Source organism: Bacillus sp. KNSH39, assembly GCF_052656585.1.
Genome location: NZ_JBQXYO010000001.1, coordinates 308,552 through 326,326 on the forward strand (window position 1 = coordinate 308,552; position 17,775 = coordinate 326,326).

At 33.3% G+C, this 17,775-nt stretch carries 16 protein-coding genes; 13 read left to right on the forward strand and 3 right to left on the reverse strand.

The features are described from left to right. Positions 1-131: 131 nt before the first annotated feature. The 13 genes from ACUL40_RS01515 (at position 132) to ACUL40_RS01575 (ending at position 15,700) form a co-directional block, all read left to right on the forward strand. Positions 132-671 carry a DUF4352 domain-containing protein gene (locus ACUL40_RS01515; protein WP_000473156.1) on the forward strand — a complete coding sequence of 180 codons (540 nt, stop codon included), beginning with the start codon at positions 132-134 and terminating at the stop codon, positions 669-671. Positions 672-1,038: 367 nt separating this feature from the next. Next, positions 1,039-1,482, forward strand: a complete 444-nt coding sequence (locus tag ACUL40_RS01520) for a MarR family winged helix-turn-helix transcriptional regulator (RefSeq protein ID WP_001205510.1) — start codon at positions 1,039-1,041, stop codon at positions 1,480-1,482. 119 nt (positions 1,483-1,601) lie between these two features. Continuing rightward, complete coding sequence (locus ACUL40_RS01525) at positions 1,602-2,657, forward strand: LLM class flavin-dependent oxidoreductase (protein WP_025687206.1); 1,056 nt, start codon at positions 1,602-1,604, stop codon at positions 2,655-2,657. Between the two features lie 592 nt (positions 2,658-3,249). Further along, positions 3,250-4,653: a cytochrome ubiquinol oxidase subunit I gene (gene cydA, locus ACUL40_RS01530; protein ID WP_000448870.1), complete on the forward strand. Its 1,404-nt coding sequence runs from the start codon at positions 3,250-3,252 to the stop codon at positions 4,651-4,653. After that, positions 4,640-5,656, forward strand: a complete 1,017-nt coding sequence (cydB, locus tag ACUL40_RS01535; RefSeq protein ID WP_000950085.1) for a cytochrome d ubiquinol oxidase subunit II — start codon at positions 4,640-4,642, stop codon at positions 5,654-5,656. The genes cydA and cydB overlap by 14 nt, the downstream gene beginning before the upstream one ends. Next, positions 5,656-7,377, forward strand: a complete 1,722-nt coding sequence (gene cydD, locus ACUL40_RS01540) for a thiol reductant ABC exporter subunit CydD (protein WP_000824036.1) — start codon at positions 5,656-5,658, stop codon at positions 7,375-7,377. Before cydB ends, cydD begins: the two co-directional genes overlap by 1 nt. Next, on the forward strand, positions 7,374-9,098 hold the full coding sequence (gene cydC, locus ACUL40_RS01545; protein ID WP_074047777.1) for a thiol reductant ABC exporter subunit CydC: 1,725 nt from the start codon (positions 7,374-7,376) through the stop codon (positions 9,096-9,098). Before cydD ends, cydC begins: the two co-directional genes overlap by 4 nt. 132 nt (positions 9,099-9,230) lie before the next feature. Beyond that, on the forward strand, positions 9,231-10,379 hold the full coding sequence (locus ACUL40_RS01550) for a hypothetical protein (RefSeq protein ID WP_000664262.1): 1,149 nt from the start codon (positions 9,231-9,233) through the stop codon (positions 10,377-10,379). 107 nt (positions 10,380-10,486) lie between these two features. Then, entirely contained in the window at positions 10,487-13,048 is a 2,562-nt protein-coding gene (locus tag ACUL40_RS01555) for a glycosyltransferase (protein WP_445422927.1), read from the forward strand. A 19-nt stretch (positions 13,049-13,067) separates the two neighbouring features. Further along, positions 13,068-14,198 (forward strand): DegT/DnrJ/EryC1/StrS aminotransferase family protein, encoded by a 1,131-nt coding sequence (locus tag ACUL40_RS01560; RefSeq protein WP_000427964.1) that lies wholly within the window; start codon positions 13,068-13,070, stop codon positions 14,196-14,198. After that, positions 14,191-14,757 (forward strand): acyltransferase, encoded by a 567-nt coding sequence (locus ACUL40_RS01565; protein WP_001084196.1) that lies wholly within the window; start codon positions 14,191-14,193, stop codon positions 14,755-14,757. Before ACUL40_RS01560 ends, ACUL40_RS01565 begins: the two co-directional genes overlap by 8 nt. A gap of 184 nt (positions 14,758-14,941) precedes the next feature. After that, positions 14,942-15,163 (forward strand): hypothetical protein, encoded by a 222-nt coding sequence (locus ACUL40_RS01570; protein ID WP_000459114.1) that lies wholly within the window; start codon positions 14,942-14,944, stop codon positions 15,161-15,163. Between the two features lie 90 nt (positions 15,164-15,253). Beyond that, positions 15,254-15,700, forward strand: coding sequence for a DUF6376 family protein (locus ACUL40_RS01575; protein WP_000695201.1), 447 nt, complete (start codon positions 15,254-15,256; stop codon positions 15,698-15,700). A gap of 44 nt (positions 15,701-15,744) precedes the next feature. Here the strand turns inward: ACUL40_RS01575 and ACUL40_RS01580 are convergent, their stop codons facing one another. The 3 genes from ACUL40_RS01580 to ACUL40_RS01590 all read right to left on the reverse strand — a co-directional run bounded on the left by ACUL40_RS01580 (position 15,745) and on the right by ACUL40_RS01590 (position 17,563). Further along, positions 15,745-16,083, reverse strand: coding sequence for an EamA family transporter (locus ACUL40_RS01580; RefSeq protein WP_001089877.1), 339 nt, complete (start codon positions 16,081-16,083; stop codon positions 15,745-15,747). Continuing rightward, positions 16,076-16,417 carry an EamA family transporter gene (locus ACUL40_RS01585; RefSeq protein WP_000805132.1) on the reverse strand — a complete coding sequence of 114 codons (342 nt, stop codon included), beginning with the start codon at positions 16,415-16,417 and terminating at the stop codon, positions 16,076-16,078. The genes ACUL40_RS01580 and ACUL40_RS01585 overlap by 8 nt, the downstream gene beginning before the upstream one ends. Positions 16,418-16,561: 144 nt before the next feature. Next, a complete protein-coding gene (locus ACUL40_RS01590) occupies positions 16,562-17,563 on the reverse strand; it encodes a S66 family peptidase (RefSeq protein ID WP_000926331.1) in 1,002 nt (333 codons plus the stop codon). Positions 17,564-17,775: the final 212 nt, after the last annotated feature.

The window sequence follows — 17,775 nt, forward strand, 5'->3', positions numbered from 1 at the left end:
GTAAGACTTCATACTTATACATAGCCTTATTACATTCGACACATAACGACAATATGCTGTTCATTTATCTGTTAGTATAATATATAGTTTTTGAGGATTTTTATCATTTTTACATTGGGGGAAGGGAATTTATGTTTAAAAAAATCGCAACAGTCACTTTAGCAGGGACGTTAGCTTTCAGTTTATCGGCATGTGATGAGAAGAAAGAAGTAGCTAAAACTGTATCAAATAATAAGAAGGAAGAGCAAAGTAGTGCCAAAAAAGAAAATACGAAGAATGAAGATACAAGAGAATATAATGTTGAAAAAACTACTCAAATTAGAAATCAAAAATTAACAGTCCATAAAGTACAAATAGCACAAGTGGCAGAATATGATAAGCTGGAAAAAGGTAATGAGTTTGTTATTGTTCATGTTACAGTAGAGAATATTGGTAATCAAAAAGTTAGAATTAATCCATTAGATTTTTACCTTGAAAGAGGAGATGGAAGTATCGTGGACCATACATTTTCAACTAGTAATAAAAACGTTTTTAAAATTAAAGATGTAGATCCAAACGGTAAGATAACAGGAGCCATAACGTTTGAAGCGAAAAAAGGTGATTCTAATCTTGAATTAATTTATAGACCTGATGTTATGTCTAAAGAGGAAGTAAAGGTAGAACTTAAATGATATATCCTGTAAAAGCCCAATTGGTGTAAACAAGGGTTTTTTATGCAAACTTATACAGGTTTTACATGAAGACGGTATGCTCAAATGAATTTACGCTACGATAAAAGAAAATAATAGATTAGATGGTGTGAATTTCAAACATACGGTTTTGAAAACAAAAAATAAATGCATGATAAGGATTGGCGTTGGAGCTTAATCCTTTTTTTATGAAGATGTAGAGAATGGCAAGTAGAACTAATACTACACGAGTGATGCCTTTAGTTAAGTAAAAGTAAGTTGAGTTATATAAAAAATGTGATTTTCTCTTGCATTACTATCACTTGAGTGGTAAAGTGATAGTAAGATTCACGATAGGAAGTGATCAAACATGCGTGATAATACGATAGGATCATTAATATGGTTACGTTTAATACGATTTACGAACCAAAGTAATCAATTGTCAAATGAGTTTTTAAAACGTTTTGATTTAACGACAGCTCAATTTGATGTGCTTTTGCAAATACGTACGTATCAACCACTAACACAAATGGAGTTAGCTGAAAAGGTAACTGTTACACAAGGTGGCATTTCTCGAATGTTAACTCGTCTTGAAAAAGAAGGATATATTGTACGAAAACAAGATTGGAAAACGAAAACAATTAGTCTTACAGAGCAAGGAGAAGCGGCTTTAGAGAGAGCATTGCCAGAGCAACTTGCATTTCAATCTTCGTTTTTTGATGATGTATTAAATGAAGAAGAGCAGAAAATATTATATGAGCTGATGACGAAAGTTCATAAGCATAGTGAAAAAAAAGAATTACCGCAAGAGTAATTTTTTTTACACCATCAATTGACTAATCAAGTGATGGTGTAGGTAATACGGAGATAAACTTGACTTACCAACGTTTTTAGAAAAAAACTAATACTACTTTATTAAAGGGGAGAGTAACTATGGAAAAATACCGTATAGATACAAGAAAAGGAATTGAGTTTGGATTATATTCAATTGGTGATCATGTTTTAAATCCACATAATGGGGACAAAATTACGCCAGAAAAAAGAATTCACGAACTAATTGAAACAGCTAAGTTAGCAGATGAGGCAGGACTTGATGTGTTTGCTGTCGGCGAAAGTCACCAAACACATTTTACAACGCAAGCTCATACAGTTATTTTAGGTGCGGTCGCGCAAGCTACGAAAAATATAAAAATTGCAAGTTCCGCAACGATATTAAGTACATCTGATCCAGTTCGAGTATATGAGGATTTCGCTACCATTGACTTGATTTCTAATGGACGTGCAGAAATTGTGGCTGGTCGTGGATCTCGTATTGGAGGATATAGTTTACTTGGTTATGACGTGAATGATTATGAAGAATTATTCGAAGAGAAGATGGATCTTTTATTAAAAATTAATAACGAGGAACATGTAACATGGAATGGACAGTTTAGAGCACCACTCGCACATGCATCGGTGATTCCAAGAGCGAAAAATAATAACTTACCAATTTGGCGTGCAGTTGGAGGTCCACCAGCTAGTGCAATTAAAGCAGGACGTGCAGGTGTGCCAATGATGATAACAACACTTGGTGGTCCAGCAATTAACTTTAAAGTGTCAGTAGATGCTTACCGCGAGGCTGCTCAGCGAAGCGGATTTGATCCAGCTAGTTTACCAGTTGCGACAACGAGTTTATTTTATACGGCAAAAAATTCACAAGATGCACTTAGTGAATATTACCCTCACATTAATGCTGGTATGCTTACACTGCGTGGTGATGGGTATCCGAAACAGCAATTTACAAATGCAATAGATTACCGTGATGCTTTAATGGTTGGTAGCCCACAACAAATCATTGAGAAAATGCTTTACCAATATGAATTGTTTGGCCAACAACGCTTTATGGCACAAATTGATTTTGGCGGTGTACCATTTGATAAAATTGAGAAAAATATTGAATTAATTGCTACTGAAATTTTACCAGCCGTTAGAAAACATACAGCAAAATAAATAAAAAAACTGAGAGTTTAATCGACTCTCAGTTTTTTTATTTGTTCTGGAAAAATGACAAAAAAATGAACTTTTAGTCGAGGAAGAGGGAAGTTGTTTTCTATTTTTGAATAACATTATTTCGAGTTTGAATTTTGAAAATACATTTTTCTCTTGACAAAAAATAAGCATTTATCGTGGGTGCTTTCGAGGACATTTTTCCGAGTAAAAGTCAAGCGTATGAAGAAAAAACGATTGTTTTATAGATATAAAAGTAAGAAGTATATTGAAAAAACACATTTTACTAATGAGAAAAATCTGATTCAAAAAAATGACAAAAGACATATTTCAGACAAAATGATGTCAATAATACGTCAAAAATAACCTGAATTTACTATGCAGGTATATTATACAATTCGATTAACGAATAAAACACTACAGAAATAGTGAAAAGGTAAAAAATAGCATTACAATAGTTTGAAAAACTGAAACTTCATATTTTTCGACAATACATACAAAATGTTTTTGTCTTTTCGTATTTCTTAATAATTGAGTTTGATAAGATTGCTCAATTAACTTTTATTATAAAAACTATGAAGGAAGTGATTTTAGTATGGAAACGCTCGAATTGGCACGAATACAGTTCGCATCAACAACGATTTTCCATTACTTTTTTGTTCCGCTGTCAATTGGTTTAGCTTTTATTATTGCAATCATGCAGACGTTGTATGTGGTAAAAGGGCAAGAGGTATATAAGAAGATGGCAAAGTTTTGGACGCAATTATTCCTTATTAACTTTGCAGTAGGTGTAGTAACAGGTATTTTACAAGAATTTCAGTTTGGTATGAACTGGTCAACGTATTCACGTTTTGTAGGTGATGTATTTGGTCCCTCGCTTGCAATTGAAGGATTACTGGCATTTTTCATTGAGTCTACATTCCTAGGTTTATGGGTATTCGGTGAGGACAAATTACCGAAGCGAATTCACTTAATGTGTATTTGGCTCCTTTCAATTGGAACGATGTTATCAGCATTCTGGATTTTAACTGCAAGTGCATTTATGCAGTCACCTGTCGGGTATGAAATGGCAGCTGATGGTCGTGCGCAAATGAATGATTTCTTAGCCATTATTCAAAACCCACAACTATGGGTACAATTCCCGCATACAATTACAGCGGCAATTGCAACAGGTGCATTCTTTATTGCTGGTGTAAGTGCATGGAAAATTACAAAAGGACAAGAAACTGTAGTATTTAAAAAATCTTTCCGAATTTCTATCATTGTTGGAACAATTACAACGGCGCTTGTATTATTCTTTGGTCATGCACAAGCGCAACAATTAATTAAGACACATCCAATGAAGATGGCGGCAGCTGAAGCGCTATGGAATACAAGTGAGGATCCAGCACCATTTACAGTATTTTCGAAAATTGATACAGAGAAGAAAGAAAATTCGTTTGAAATTCAAATCCCTTATATGCTAAGTCTATTATCGTATGATAAGTTTAGCGGTCAAGTTGAAGGGATGAATCAAATTCAAAAACAATATGAGGAAAAATATGGACCTGGAGATTATATTCCTCCAGTGCATACAATGTTTTGGAGTTTTAGAGCGATGGTAATGAGTGGAACATTCATGCTTCTTCTAGGAGCTTACGGATGGTTCTTATCAAGAAAAGATCGTTTAGCTGAAAAAACGTGGTATTTAAAATTAATGGTGTATGCAATTTCTCTTCCGTTCATCGGTAATACAGTAGGGTGGATTATGACTGAAATGGGTCGTCAACCTTGGGTAGTATTTGGTGTAATGAAAACAGAAGATGCTGTATCACCAAATGTAACATTCGGTGAAGTATTATTCTCACTTATTTCATTCACATCAATGTATTTAATTATGGGTGGAATTTGTGTGTACTTATTCGTTCGTACCATTAAGGGCCACACGAATAAGAAAACGAAAAAGGATTATCAAAGCCATGATCCATTTGATAAGGAGGAAGAGTATGTTATCTCTTAATGAGTTGTGGTTTTTAGTTATTGCAATCTTGTTTGTTGGATTCTTCGTACTGGAAGGTTTCGATTTTGGTGTAGGAATGGTTTCGAGGTTTTTAGGAAAGAATGATTTTGAAAAACGAGTTTACTTAAATACAATAGGACCGTTCTGGCACGCAAATGAAGTATGGCTTGTTTGTGCTGGTGGAGCCATGTTTGCGGCATTTCCGCACTGGTATGCAACTTTATTTAGTGGTTTTTATATTCCATTTGTATTTATGCTTCTTGCTTTAATTTTAAGAGGTGTTTCCTTTAAATTTCGTGCGAAAATAGATAATCATAAATGGAAGAGTGCATGGGATTGGGGGATGTTTATTGGAAGTATGTTACCTCCTATCCTTTGGGGAGTTGCGATTGCAAACTTTATGGTAGGTGTACCTATTGATGAGAGTAAAAATGTTGTAGGTGGATTCTTGCAATTACTTCATCCATTTGCGTTACTTGGAGGAGTAATGTTTCTCCTACTATGTATTGTCCACGGATTACAATTTCTTACGATACGTACAACTGGTAAATTGAGAGAACGTGCACGAATTGCTGCAATAAAAATTGCACCATTTTCATTACTTACACTTCTTGTTTTTGCTGGTGTGGGGTTATGGAAAACCGACATTTTCACTGCTCATGGAACAGAATGGATTATGGTACCAATCGGAGCTTTTGTAGCACTATTAGTGTCCACTTTATTAAATAAAAGAAGAAGAGATGGTTGGGCTTTCTTTATGACGAGTTTAACGATCATTTTACTAAGTGCGAGTGTATTTATCGGTATGTTCCCACGTGTTATGATTAGCTCTTTAGGAGCAATGAATGATTTGACAATTTACAACGCAGCATCAGGAGCTTATGCATTAAAACTTATGACTTACTTTGCGATTGCTATTTTGCCTTTCGTTATCGGAAGTCAAATATGGAGTTATTATGTATTTAGACAACCTGTTAAGTCAGACAACGATTTGGAGTACTAATGAAAAGAAAAAGAGGACTTCCGTCTTATCCCGGTAGCCGTATTTTATATGTAGCGTTAACGATTATTAGTATTTTAGAAGCTTTTAGTATTATTGCGCAAACAATCTTTTTAGCACGAGCTATTACGTTTTTATTTCATGGAGAGACAGTACAAACAATATTAAGTGAAGTTGTTTATTTTGGTATCGCGTTTGCAGCGCGTAACATAGTAGTTCGAACATCACAAATATTAGTGGAACGTTTTGCTGAAAAAACAGGGTCGTTACTAAGAAAACAATTGATAGAGGCATATTTCACATTAGGTCCAAGGTATGTTCAAACTGTTGGAACTGGTCATCTGGTTACCTTATCAATTGAGGGGATTGAGAAATTTAAAACATATATTGAATTAACGATTCCTAAAATGATTAGAAGTAGTATCGTTCCAGGTCTAATTGTACTATATGTTTTTACGCTAGATATTGAGTCTGGAATCATTTTAGTTGTAACGATTCCTATCGTGATCATATTTATGATTCTTCTCGGATTAGCAGCGCAAAAAATGGCAGATAGTCAGTATGAGATATATCGTGTACTTTCGAATCATTTTGTAGATACGTTAAAAGGTTTAGAAACATTAAAGTATTTAGGGAAAAGTGAACAGCACGAAGGAAAGATTGAAAAAGTAAGTAAAAGATATAGAAAAGCAACGATGCGTACTTTGCGAGTTGCTTTTCTTTCTTCTTTTGCATTAGATTTCTTTACGAGTTTATCAATTGCGTTTGTGGCAGTTGGATTAGGGATACGTTTAATAGATGGAACGATTATACTATTACCAGCCCTTACAATTTTGATTTTAGCTCCGGAATATTTTCTGCCGATTAAACAAGTGGGAGCAAATTATCATGCGACATTAGATGGACAAATTGCGATGGAGCAAATAGAAGAGATTTTGCAACAACAAAAAGGAATACAAAAGAAAGATTTAAATGAAGATATAGTATGGAATGCCTCTAGTAGCTTGAAATTACAAGATATCAAAGTTAATAATACTGAATCTGAAAAGGCTATATTAGAAGGAATTAATTTTACTTGGGAAGGTAACGGTGCTATTGGTGTTATTGGTGAAAGTGGTGCAGGGAAATCGACGTTAATCGACGTATTAGCAGGTTTTTTATCTCCTTCGAGTGGAAAGATGTTAGTAAATGGTCTAGAAGTTGATGGATCTACTCGTGAAGATTGGCAAAAAAATATTGCTTATATTCCGCAGCAACCTTATATTTTTCCACTTTCATTAAAGGATAACATTCGTTTTTATGAAACAAATGCAACAGATGAAGAAGTTGAAAGAGTTATTAATGAAGTCGGCCTTCGTTCACTCGTTACATCACTTCCAAATGGGATACACGAAAGAATTGGAGAAGGTGGACGTATGCTAAGTGGCGGACAAGAACAGCGTGTTGCTATGGCGCGTGCGCTTTTAAGTAAAAAACCAATCATTTTATTAGATGAGCCTACGGCACATCTTGATATTGAAACCGAATTTGAAATAAAGCAAGCGATGTTACGTCTATTTAATGGAAAGTTAGTATTTTTAGCAACTCACCGTCTACATTGGATGAAACAAATGGACCATATTCTTATTCTAAATAAAGGGGAAATGAAAGAAAGTGGGACGTATGAAGAACTTTTAGAGAATGAGACATTACATTTTCATAGGGAAGAGAGGGGAGAGAAATGAGTAATTGGGTTAAACCTTATATAAAACAAAATAAAAGTAGAATGACTTTAACTATTTTCCTTGGTCTTCTTGGAGTTAGTTCAGGAGCGATGTTACTTTTTATTTCAGGTTATTTGATCTCAAAATCTGCCCTTAGACCAGAAAATGTAATGGCTGTATATGTTCCTATTGTTGCAACAAGAGCATTTAGTATAGGGCAAGCTGTATTTCATTATATAGAGCGCCTAGTCGGACATGATGTCGTACTACGTATATTAGAAAAAATGAGAACGAGGCTATATAGAATAGTAGAACCACAGGCGTTATTTTTCCGTTCTCGATTTCAAACGGGTGATATGTTAGGAGTGTTATCCGAAGATATAGAGCATTTGCAAAACCTATATTTACGTACAATATTTCCTAGCATATTAGCGCTAGTTGTTTATAGTATCTTCGTACTTGTTATCGGTGCATTTGATTTTGTTTTTGCACTTATTGTAGGTTGTATGTTAGCTATTATCGTTTTTCTTCTTCCGTTTGTATCATTACTTTTGATGAAGAAACATCATGTTACTTTAAAGCAAGGAAGAAACAGTTTGTATCAACAACTGACAGATGCTGTTTTTGGATTATCTGATTGGCAAGCAAGTGGTCGTAAAGATGAATTTATTAATGAGTATGTAAAACAAAATGATCAGTTGTTAAAAATCGAAAAGAGAGTGAAACGCTGGTATCATATTCGGGACAGTATCATTCAATTAGTAGTAGGTATTGTAGTTATTTCGATGATCATATGGACTGGGAATGAAGCGGCAAGTGAACAAATTGCTCCTACAGTTATCGCAGCTTTCGTATTAATGACTTTATCTGTAACGAACGCGCTTATTCCTATTGCAGATGCCATCGATCGAATACCGTCGTATGTAGAATCTACCCATCGTCTTAATGGCGTAGAAAGTGATAGTGTTTTACATGATGAAACGGATTTGCATGGAGAGAAAGATTATATTGAACCAAAACATGTAGATATTGAACTGAATCACGTATCGTATAGTTATCCAGATAGTAATGAGATTGTATTAAAAGATGTATCATTACAAATAAAAGCAGGGAAGAAAATTGCTATTTTAGGGAGAAGTGGGACAGGGAAATCTACTTTACTAAAATTGTTAACAGGGGCGTTAAGCCCAGTAAATGGCCAAGTTGTATTGAATGGTGAAAGAGCTCATACGAATCTTTTATCTAAATATATTTCTGTATTAAATCAAAAGCCGCATTTGTTTGATACGACAATTGGAAATAATGTACGAATTGGCAAACCGGAGGCGACGGATGAAGAGATATGGAAAGCTTTAGAGAAAGCACAATTAGCTTCACATGTTACTTCTCTTCCGGACGGATTACAAACAAAAATGCATGAAATGGGAAAGCGGTTTTCTGGTGGGGAAAGACAAAGGGTTGCTTTTGCTAGAACTCTAATGCAAGAAACACCAATTATTGTACTTGATGAACCGACTATCGGTTTAGATCCAAAAACAGAATTGTCTTTAATCGAAACAATGTTTTCTGCAACGGAAGAAAAGACGGTTATTTGGATTACGCACCATCTTGTAGGAATAGAACATGTAGACGAAGTTATATTCCTTGATCGTGGCCAAATTGTCATGCAAGGTAGTCATAAACAACTTCTGAAAGAAAATGAAAAGTATCGTAAACTTTATGAGTTAGATAAAGGAATATAATTTGAATAAGCAATAATTGTAAAAATAGCTACGCCTAATGGTGGAGCTATTTTTTTGTTAGATTGCAGGTGTATATGATTGTTACGAATTAAAAATGAATTTCATATTATACATATAATGGAGGGGATGTACATGAAGGAGCAATATAAAATCATTGTTTTAAGTGATGAGTTATCAGGGGAGAGGATTCGAAATACGTTAGACAAAAATAAATGTAAAACAATAGTTCATGTTGTAGACGTTTCAGATGTTGTTCGTATAGAAAGTTCTTTTCAATATATAGTCATTTGGAGAGGGGACGCAGAAAAACTTACAAATGACTTGATAAATAGGGGCGTGCAAAGTTCAAAAATTATTAATTTAACAAAATACATGTATGAATGGAAGGATAAATTAATTTCTATCTATCAAATAAATCCGGATCTTATGTCTTTATACATTTCTATGAAAAAAGCAAAGAGTGATCCGACGTATGAATTGTTTGCTACCGGTTTGTCTTATCCACATTGTGGCATAAGTACGGAGCTTCTCTCAAAAAAGTCAATAAAATTAACACTTCCATCGCAAGATCTATACTATGATTATTTAATAGCGTCACAACTTTTATCAAACAATCATTCATTTCAATATTGTTTAATAGGAATAGCCTATTTCTCGTTTTACTTTGATATGTCGTTATCATCTGAATCATATAGAATTCACAAAGTATATTATCCATTGTTTCAAGATGGTCATCATACTGTAGTTCATTCTCCTCTACCCACTGATGGATTCTCACATCTAAATACTCCGAAACCACTTCTTTCTATTTTTAATTTGCATTTTGAATATATTTTATTAGACGAACTAAAAGATGAATCATTGACGCTGCCTTGGATAAATGCTGAATGGAATACTACTTCTCTTCATATTCCTTTTGAAGAACACGGGAAAATAAGAGCAGCTTCACATGCTAAATTGGCGTATCCTCATACTTTAGATGAAAATAAAATGATTTTTAAGAAATATTTAGAATTACTGTTAAAAAACGATATAAAGCCATTAATTGTTGTGTTCCCTGTTACTTCACATTATTTCAATTGTAGTAGTAAGAAATTAAAAGAAGATTTTTATAAAGTTATAAATGATTTTCAAACTCAATATTCTTTTCAAATTATAGATCTATTTGATTCGCCATTATTTTGTGACGATGATTTTTATGATAGTGATCATATGAATAAAAAAGGTGCAAATAAAATGTCCGCATTATTAAATATGTTTATTCAGGAACGAAAAGTATGATATTTTGTTTCATGTTTGCATAAAAGTATATAGGCTCCATACAGTTAAAGTAATGTGATTTTTGTGTCGCGTATATAAATAATATGCGAAGAGGTGAGAGAGTTAAAATGAGAACTCGTATTGAAAGAACTGAAGAAATGGTAGAGCAACTTCCGTTGGTAAGTGTATTAATTCCTACGTATAATCGTCCTAGTTACTTTGAAAAGGCGTTATGTAGTGTGTTAGAACAAACGTACCCTAATATAGAAATTATAGTTGGAGATGACAGCACGAATGATGAAACAGAAAAATTGTTACAAAAATACTTATGTGATCATTCAAATATTATTTATATAAAAAATAGGTCAACTCTCGGACAATTTGAAAATGCGTTAATGTTATTTAATGAAGCGAACGGTGAGTATATAAATTTTTTAATGGATGATGATGTATTTCATATGAATAAAATTGAAAAAATGATGAAGTATTTTTTCAATGATTTAGATAATGAAATTAAGCTTGTAACATCTCATCGTCAAGTCATTGATGATAAAGGGAAAGAACTGCGACATATTTATTCGACTGTCCGTTTATTTGAAGAGGATACCATTATAGAGGGAACAGAATTAGGAAATAAGGTAATTGTGGATCAAAAAAATTATATTGGAGAACCGACAACAGTTTTATTTCGTAAAAATGATTTACAAGAACCATATGGGATTTTTGATAAGAGGCGGTATTTATGTAACGTAGATATAGCTTCATGGTTATCTTTATTAAGTAAAGGAAAAGCAGTATATATAGCAGAGACACTGAGTTACTTTCGATTACATCCAGATCAACAGTTAAATGAATCTAATAAAATGATGGATGGGTTAGAAGATTTTTCACACAGTATTATAGCAGGAGAACAATATGGTTTCTTATCCACCGAAAAAGAGTTAGACAAAGCGATAACTAATTTTCTAGATTATGCAAGAAGGATAGTTCCATCATCAATATTATATACATTAGACTATTACCAAAAAATTAGAGCGAAGAAAATAAACATAGAAAAGAAAAAACAACATATAAATAATAATTCTTCATTACCGAAAGTAAGTATACTTATTCCTGCATACAATAGACCTTATTACTTGGAATTAGCACTCAACAGCGCTTTGAATCAAACATATGAAAATATTGAAATTATTATTTCTGACGATAGTACAAATAATGAAGTCAATGCTATGATTCAACCGTACTTACGTGAATATAAGTGTATTACATATGTTAAAAATGAAACGCCGTTAGTTGCCGAAAACTTTAATAAGTGTGTAGAACTTGCGAATGGGGACTATATAAACTTTTTATTAGATGATGATTTATTTCATCATGAAAAGATCGAGAGAATGATGAAATACTTTTTGACGTTAGAAAATATTTCATTTGTGACGTCATATCGTGAACTGATTGATGAGAATGGAGAGATATTACCACCTTCAACATTAAATATGAAAATCGCGAAAGAAACTACACTTTTTGAAGGAAAAGAATTAGGAAATTATATGTTAAAAAACTTAAAAAATGTAGTTGGTGAGCCGACAACTGTTTTGTTTAATCGGGATTTGTTTGACGGGAAGTTTGGATATTTTAAAGGAAAGGCTTATTCTGCTATTAATGACATTGCAACTTGGCTAGATATGATGAGGAAAGGAAAAGTAGTTTATATGCAAGAACCTCTTAGTTATTTTAGACAACATAGTGGACAAAATCAAAAACAAATGCATTTTATTTTAATGACAATTGAAGAGTGGATTGAATTAATTATAGATGCATATAATAGTGGATTTTTAAGCTCCGAAAGTGAGTATAAAGAGAGTTTATCTTATTGTTTAGAAAATGCGGGATTTATAGTTAAGGATGCAGTAAGAAATGGCGAACTAGATCAAATTTATAATGAAAAGATAAAAAAAGGGTTAAACAAGTTAGTTGCTCATATGTTTGAGAAAGAATCTTGTTATTGTCAATATTGCAATCAACAATTTGAAAAATTTTCACCTTGGCCAGCGCATTATGATTTTCCGAAATATAAATTTGAGATGTGGAATAAAGATACAGGGATATGTCCAGTTTGCAATTCGATGGATCGTGAAAGATTGTATCGTGCGTACATTGAAACGGAAACGGACTTGTTAAATAGAAACTATACAATGCTTCATATTGCACCTGAAGCGAAGTTAAGAGATTGGTTTAACGAGTATAAAAATATTACGTATGTATGTGGTGACTTAGAACCAAAGGATCCATTAATGAAGGAAATTGATGTTACAAGGATTACATATGATAGTAATACTTTTGATGTAATATTATGTAGTCATGTGTTAGAACACGTTCCTGATGATGACAAAGCAATGCGAGAGTTATATAGAGTGTTAAAGCCAAATGGATGGGGAATTATTCAAGTACCGATCGTAATGAATGTAGATTTTATTATAGAGAATGAATTAATTGTAACACCACAATTGAGGAAATTAGCTTTTGGTCAAGAAGATCATGTGAGAATTTACAATCAATCGGGATTTATTCAACGATTAATGAATGCAGGATTTAAGGTAGAATTATATAACATAGCGGAAAAACAAGGAATGAAAAGTGCTAGGAAGTTTGGATTAACTGAAACAGATATGCTCTATATTGTCCGAAAATGATAGGAAGGAATAGATAGATATGGAGAATATTCCTTTTTTACGTGCTTCAACTGTACCTGTAAGTGAGTATTTGGACGAATTGAAGGAAATTGATACATCTCACATATATACGAATTATGGACCTATAAATCAACGTTTTGAGGAAACAATTATGTCGTCATTTTTTCAAAACAGGGGAGCTGTTACAACAGTAGCAAACGCAACGTTAGGGTTAATGGCGGCTATTCAACTAAAGAAAAGAAGAAAGGGAAAGTATGCTCTCATGCCTAGCTTTACATTCCCTGCGACTGCCTTAGCCGCTATTTGGTGTGGATTGGAACCGTACTTTATTGATATTTCAATAGATGATTGGTATATGGATAAAACCGTACTTTTGGATAAAATAGAAGAATTAAAAGAAGAGGTTGCGATTGTTATCCCGTACGCCACTTTTGGATCATGGATGAACTTAGAAGAATATGAAGAACTAGAGAAGAAGGGGATTCCGGTTGTCGTAGATGCGGCGCCGGGATTTGGATTAATGAATGGAGGGATGCATTACGGTCAAGATTTTAGTGGAATGATTGTATATAGCTTTCATGCAACAAAGCCGTTCGGAATTGGTGAAGGAGGGCTCATATATAGTAAAAACGAAGAAGATATACAACGTATTAAAAGAATGGGGAATTTCGGATTTGATAAAAATCGTGAATGTACGATGATGGGGTTTAATTGTAAAATGTCTGAATACGCAGCAGCTATTGGGATAGCGACTATAAAAAAGTGGGATCAAAAATTAAAAGAACGCAGCCGTATTTCTGAATGGTATAAACAGTTGTTACAAAATACTGGGTTAATGAAAAAAGGGTGGAAAGTCCAAAAGACAGAAGCGGTTATTCACCAATTTATGCCTATCATTTGTCCAGAAGAAGTTCGCAATATACAAGTAATAGAAGAACTGAAAAAACAGAAAATAGAAGCTAGATTATACTTTTCACCATCTTGCCACCAACAAGTTCTTTTTAAAAACTATAAGTCTACAGATTTAACAAAGACGAATAAAATAGCAAAACGAATCGTAAGTTTACCTTTATGGGAAGGAATGACGAAAGAACTAGTAGAGCAAATTGTAATCTGTTTAGAGCAGAAGGTGGTGTCGGTAGATGAATAGTTTTTATAGTCAAGAAGAACTAAAGCAAATTGGATTTTTATCTGTTGGGAAAAATGTATTGGTTAGTAAAAAAGCAAGTATATATAATCCGAGTGCTATATCAGTTGGCAATCATGTAAGAATTGATGATTTTTGCATTTTAAGTGGTAAAATCACAATTGGAAGTTATTCGCACATATCAGCGTATACAGCGTTATATGGAGGGGAAGTTGGGATTAAAATGCATGATTTTGCAAACATCTCAGCTAAAACAATCGTATATGCAGTACTTGATGATTTCAGTGGAAATACATTAATGGGGCCAACCGTCCCGAATCAATATAGGAATGTGAAAGCAGAAAAAGTTATTTTAAAAAAACATGTGATTATTGGTGCTAATTCTATTATTTTTCCAAATGTAACGGTAGGAGAAGGTACGGCAGTCGGTGCGATGAGTATGGTAAAAGAGAGTTTAGATGATTGGTATATTTACGCTGGAGTTCCCGTAAGAAAAGTAAAACCTCGTCAAAAAAAGATGCTAGAGTTAGAAATTGATTTTTTAAAAAGCATCCATTCTTAACAAAAAAGAATGAATGCTTTTTATTTTTATCTCGCTATTCGCCGATAAAGATTCGACTGGTGAGGGCTAATTAAAGTTTCACTTTATGATAGAGCGGAGTGTATCTTAACTTATTATGTTTTAAATTTTGCTGACCAAGGCAATACTGAGCCATAGTGAATGTAAAGTTGGAGGGCGAGCGTATATGTTTGATGAAGATGGGATTGTTTTAATTATGGAACCAACTGATGAAAGAAACTTGAGGAGATTTATTTTTTCAGTGCCAAAGTCAGTGTATGAAAAGAAGGGGCTTACATTACACTATGGAACAGCTATAGGACAAGGATATATGGATATAATTGAAGATATTATAAGCGTACATATAGAAATAGATGTTGTAACGATAATAGGGCATGTAAGAGGATAAATAGCTATTTGAAAAAGGTTATAAACAATTTAGCTAGAAGTTATGTATAGAGAAAATTACAGACAATGATAAAGACGAAGGGGGTCTAAAATGAAAATAAAATCAATTTTATTAGTATTTATAGTTTCAATTGGTTTAATGGGATGTTCAATAGTGGAAGAAGGAAAGAACTCCATAGATTATGCTCAAAAGGCGACAGACTATGTAAATGAAATAAGTGCATTTGCAAATGATGCACCAGCATTAGCAGAAAAGGCCGTTAATGATAGCGAGGCTCGAAAAGAATTAGAAACGAAGCTTAGTGAAATTAAACAAGATATACCCGCATTCAATGAATTAACGCCACCTGATGTAGCAAAGGATATTCATCAACAAATCGTCGGATATAACGAAAAGTTAAATATGTTAATTGATACGGCGATGACAAAGATAGAAGAAGGAAAAGTGGATGTAGAGCAATTTAAAAACTCTGAGCTTATGCAGACGGTAGATCAAGTTCGAGATTTGAAAGATAAAGTGCAAAATTTAGGTCAATAGTAAAAAGCTCCGTTTGTGATAAACGGAGCTTTTTGTATAAGTGATTACTGAATAAAATACACCACAACACCCATTAAAATGATGGTATTCCCAATTACTTTTCTTTTCGTTACTTTTTCACCTAAAAAATACCAACCGAAAATTAATATGATGATATAACTTAATGATTCTAATGCAGAGACTTGATTTATTGTCAGTCCCTTTAAGGCGATAATATTGAATCCTGCGTTAAGTACAAATAAAGAGTAACCGATGATTACATATGGATTTACATATTCTTTTAATTTAGAATCATATTGCTGTAAAGTAGCCTTTTTTAATAAAATTTGTGAGTAATTGGCCAATACGATTCCAAAGATCAATAACAACATATAACTATTCATCTTTTGTCACCACCACAATTCCGACGATAATAATAGCCGCACCAAGTAAATGATTCCACTGTATCGTATCTCCAAATAGAACTACTGACCAAAGCATTGACCACAGTATAATAATTCCGCGATGTGAATATGCTTTCGATATTTCGAAATGCTTAATTACTTGTTGCCATAAAATTGCATATCCGAATAAAAGTACAACTAGTCCGAAATAAGCAATAAAAAATGAGATGGAAGCAATGGGAAACTTAGCTGCCCATTTCATGTAAACCACAATGATAGAATATATCAAAAAAGCTACATGTAAAAATACGTAATTTTTAATAGTTGGTTTCATTTATTCACTCTCTTTTACATATAAATATATATTTATATCTATCTTTTCCTAATAATAGATATTGGAACGTATTTTGTTTAATCTTTCACATTCCAAATTATATAGTATCATGGCTTTTATTGTAAAACAATAGAAGCCATGCATTCATTTTTTCCAAGGTTCTACAATATGTATCGTTTTATTTGTTGCATCCAACTCTACTTGAACACCGATAGGCATGGTAATCATTGGATGTGTATGACAACAATCGAAGTCAGCTAGAAAAGGAATTCTTTGATTTTGAAGTACTTCTAGTAGTATTTCAAAAGGTTTTCGATTTGTACCACAATCATCAAATTGCTCATGTTTTCCAAGAATGATACCTGAAATTTTATCGAATACACCGTTAATTTTAAGTAATGAAAAGCTTCTTTCAATAGTAGCTGCGTCTTTTGAACTGTCCTCAATGAAGAGAATGTCGCCTTCTTGAATATGTGGCATATAGGGGCTACCCCAAATTCCTTGTATCGTGTTTAAATTCCCGCCAATAATACGCCCAGTAGCTTTTCCATCAATTACTGAAATCCAATCGTTTGGTCGAAGTTCTTTCTCCTTTGTCTTTTCTTCCCAATTAATAAATTCATCTGACCAAAATAATGGTTGTTTTATATGATAAGGAAGAGAATGATCATGTAGTAAAGTTTCAGCGAAATATTTGTATGTGCAATCAACAAAAGGTTCAAATTCGCCAAAGGAAGGGACGAGAGCTGGTCCATAAAATGTAGGAATTCCTGTTTTGGTGTAAATTGCTAGTAATAAAGCAGTTGCATCTGAATACCCAATCATTATTTTAGGGTTCTTTAGAAAAGCATCATAATCAATATAAGGTAATATTGAATTTGAATTCATCCCACCAATTGTTGAAATAATACAAGAAATATTAGGATTTCTTATTAAGACATTTAGCTCCTCAGCACGCTCTTGTATACTACCAGAACGATAAAAATCATATCGACCTGTTAATGAACCTTCTAATATATGAAACCCTTTCTGTTGTAAGTAAGATTTTGCTCGTTCAAATCTCTTTGGTGAAGTGTAGGTTACTGGTGAAGAAGGGGAGTAAATCCCAACTGTGTCTCCGTATTTTAATGATTTTGGAAGTAGCATTTGTATGAATCCCTTCTATTAAATAGTTTATCTCGCTATTTGACGGGTAGCCCGATTGGGGGACTGATTAAAGTTTCGCTTTATTTACGAGATTTTATTATTAAATATTCTTACGTTTCAACATTGTAAGTTTAACATAAATAAATTAAAATAATCATTGCTGTATATGAATAAATATACCTTTTACCTTGACTATATAAAGGAATTGTTGA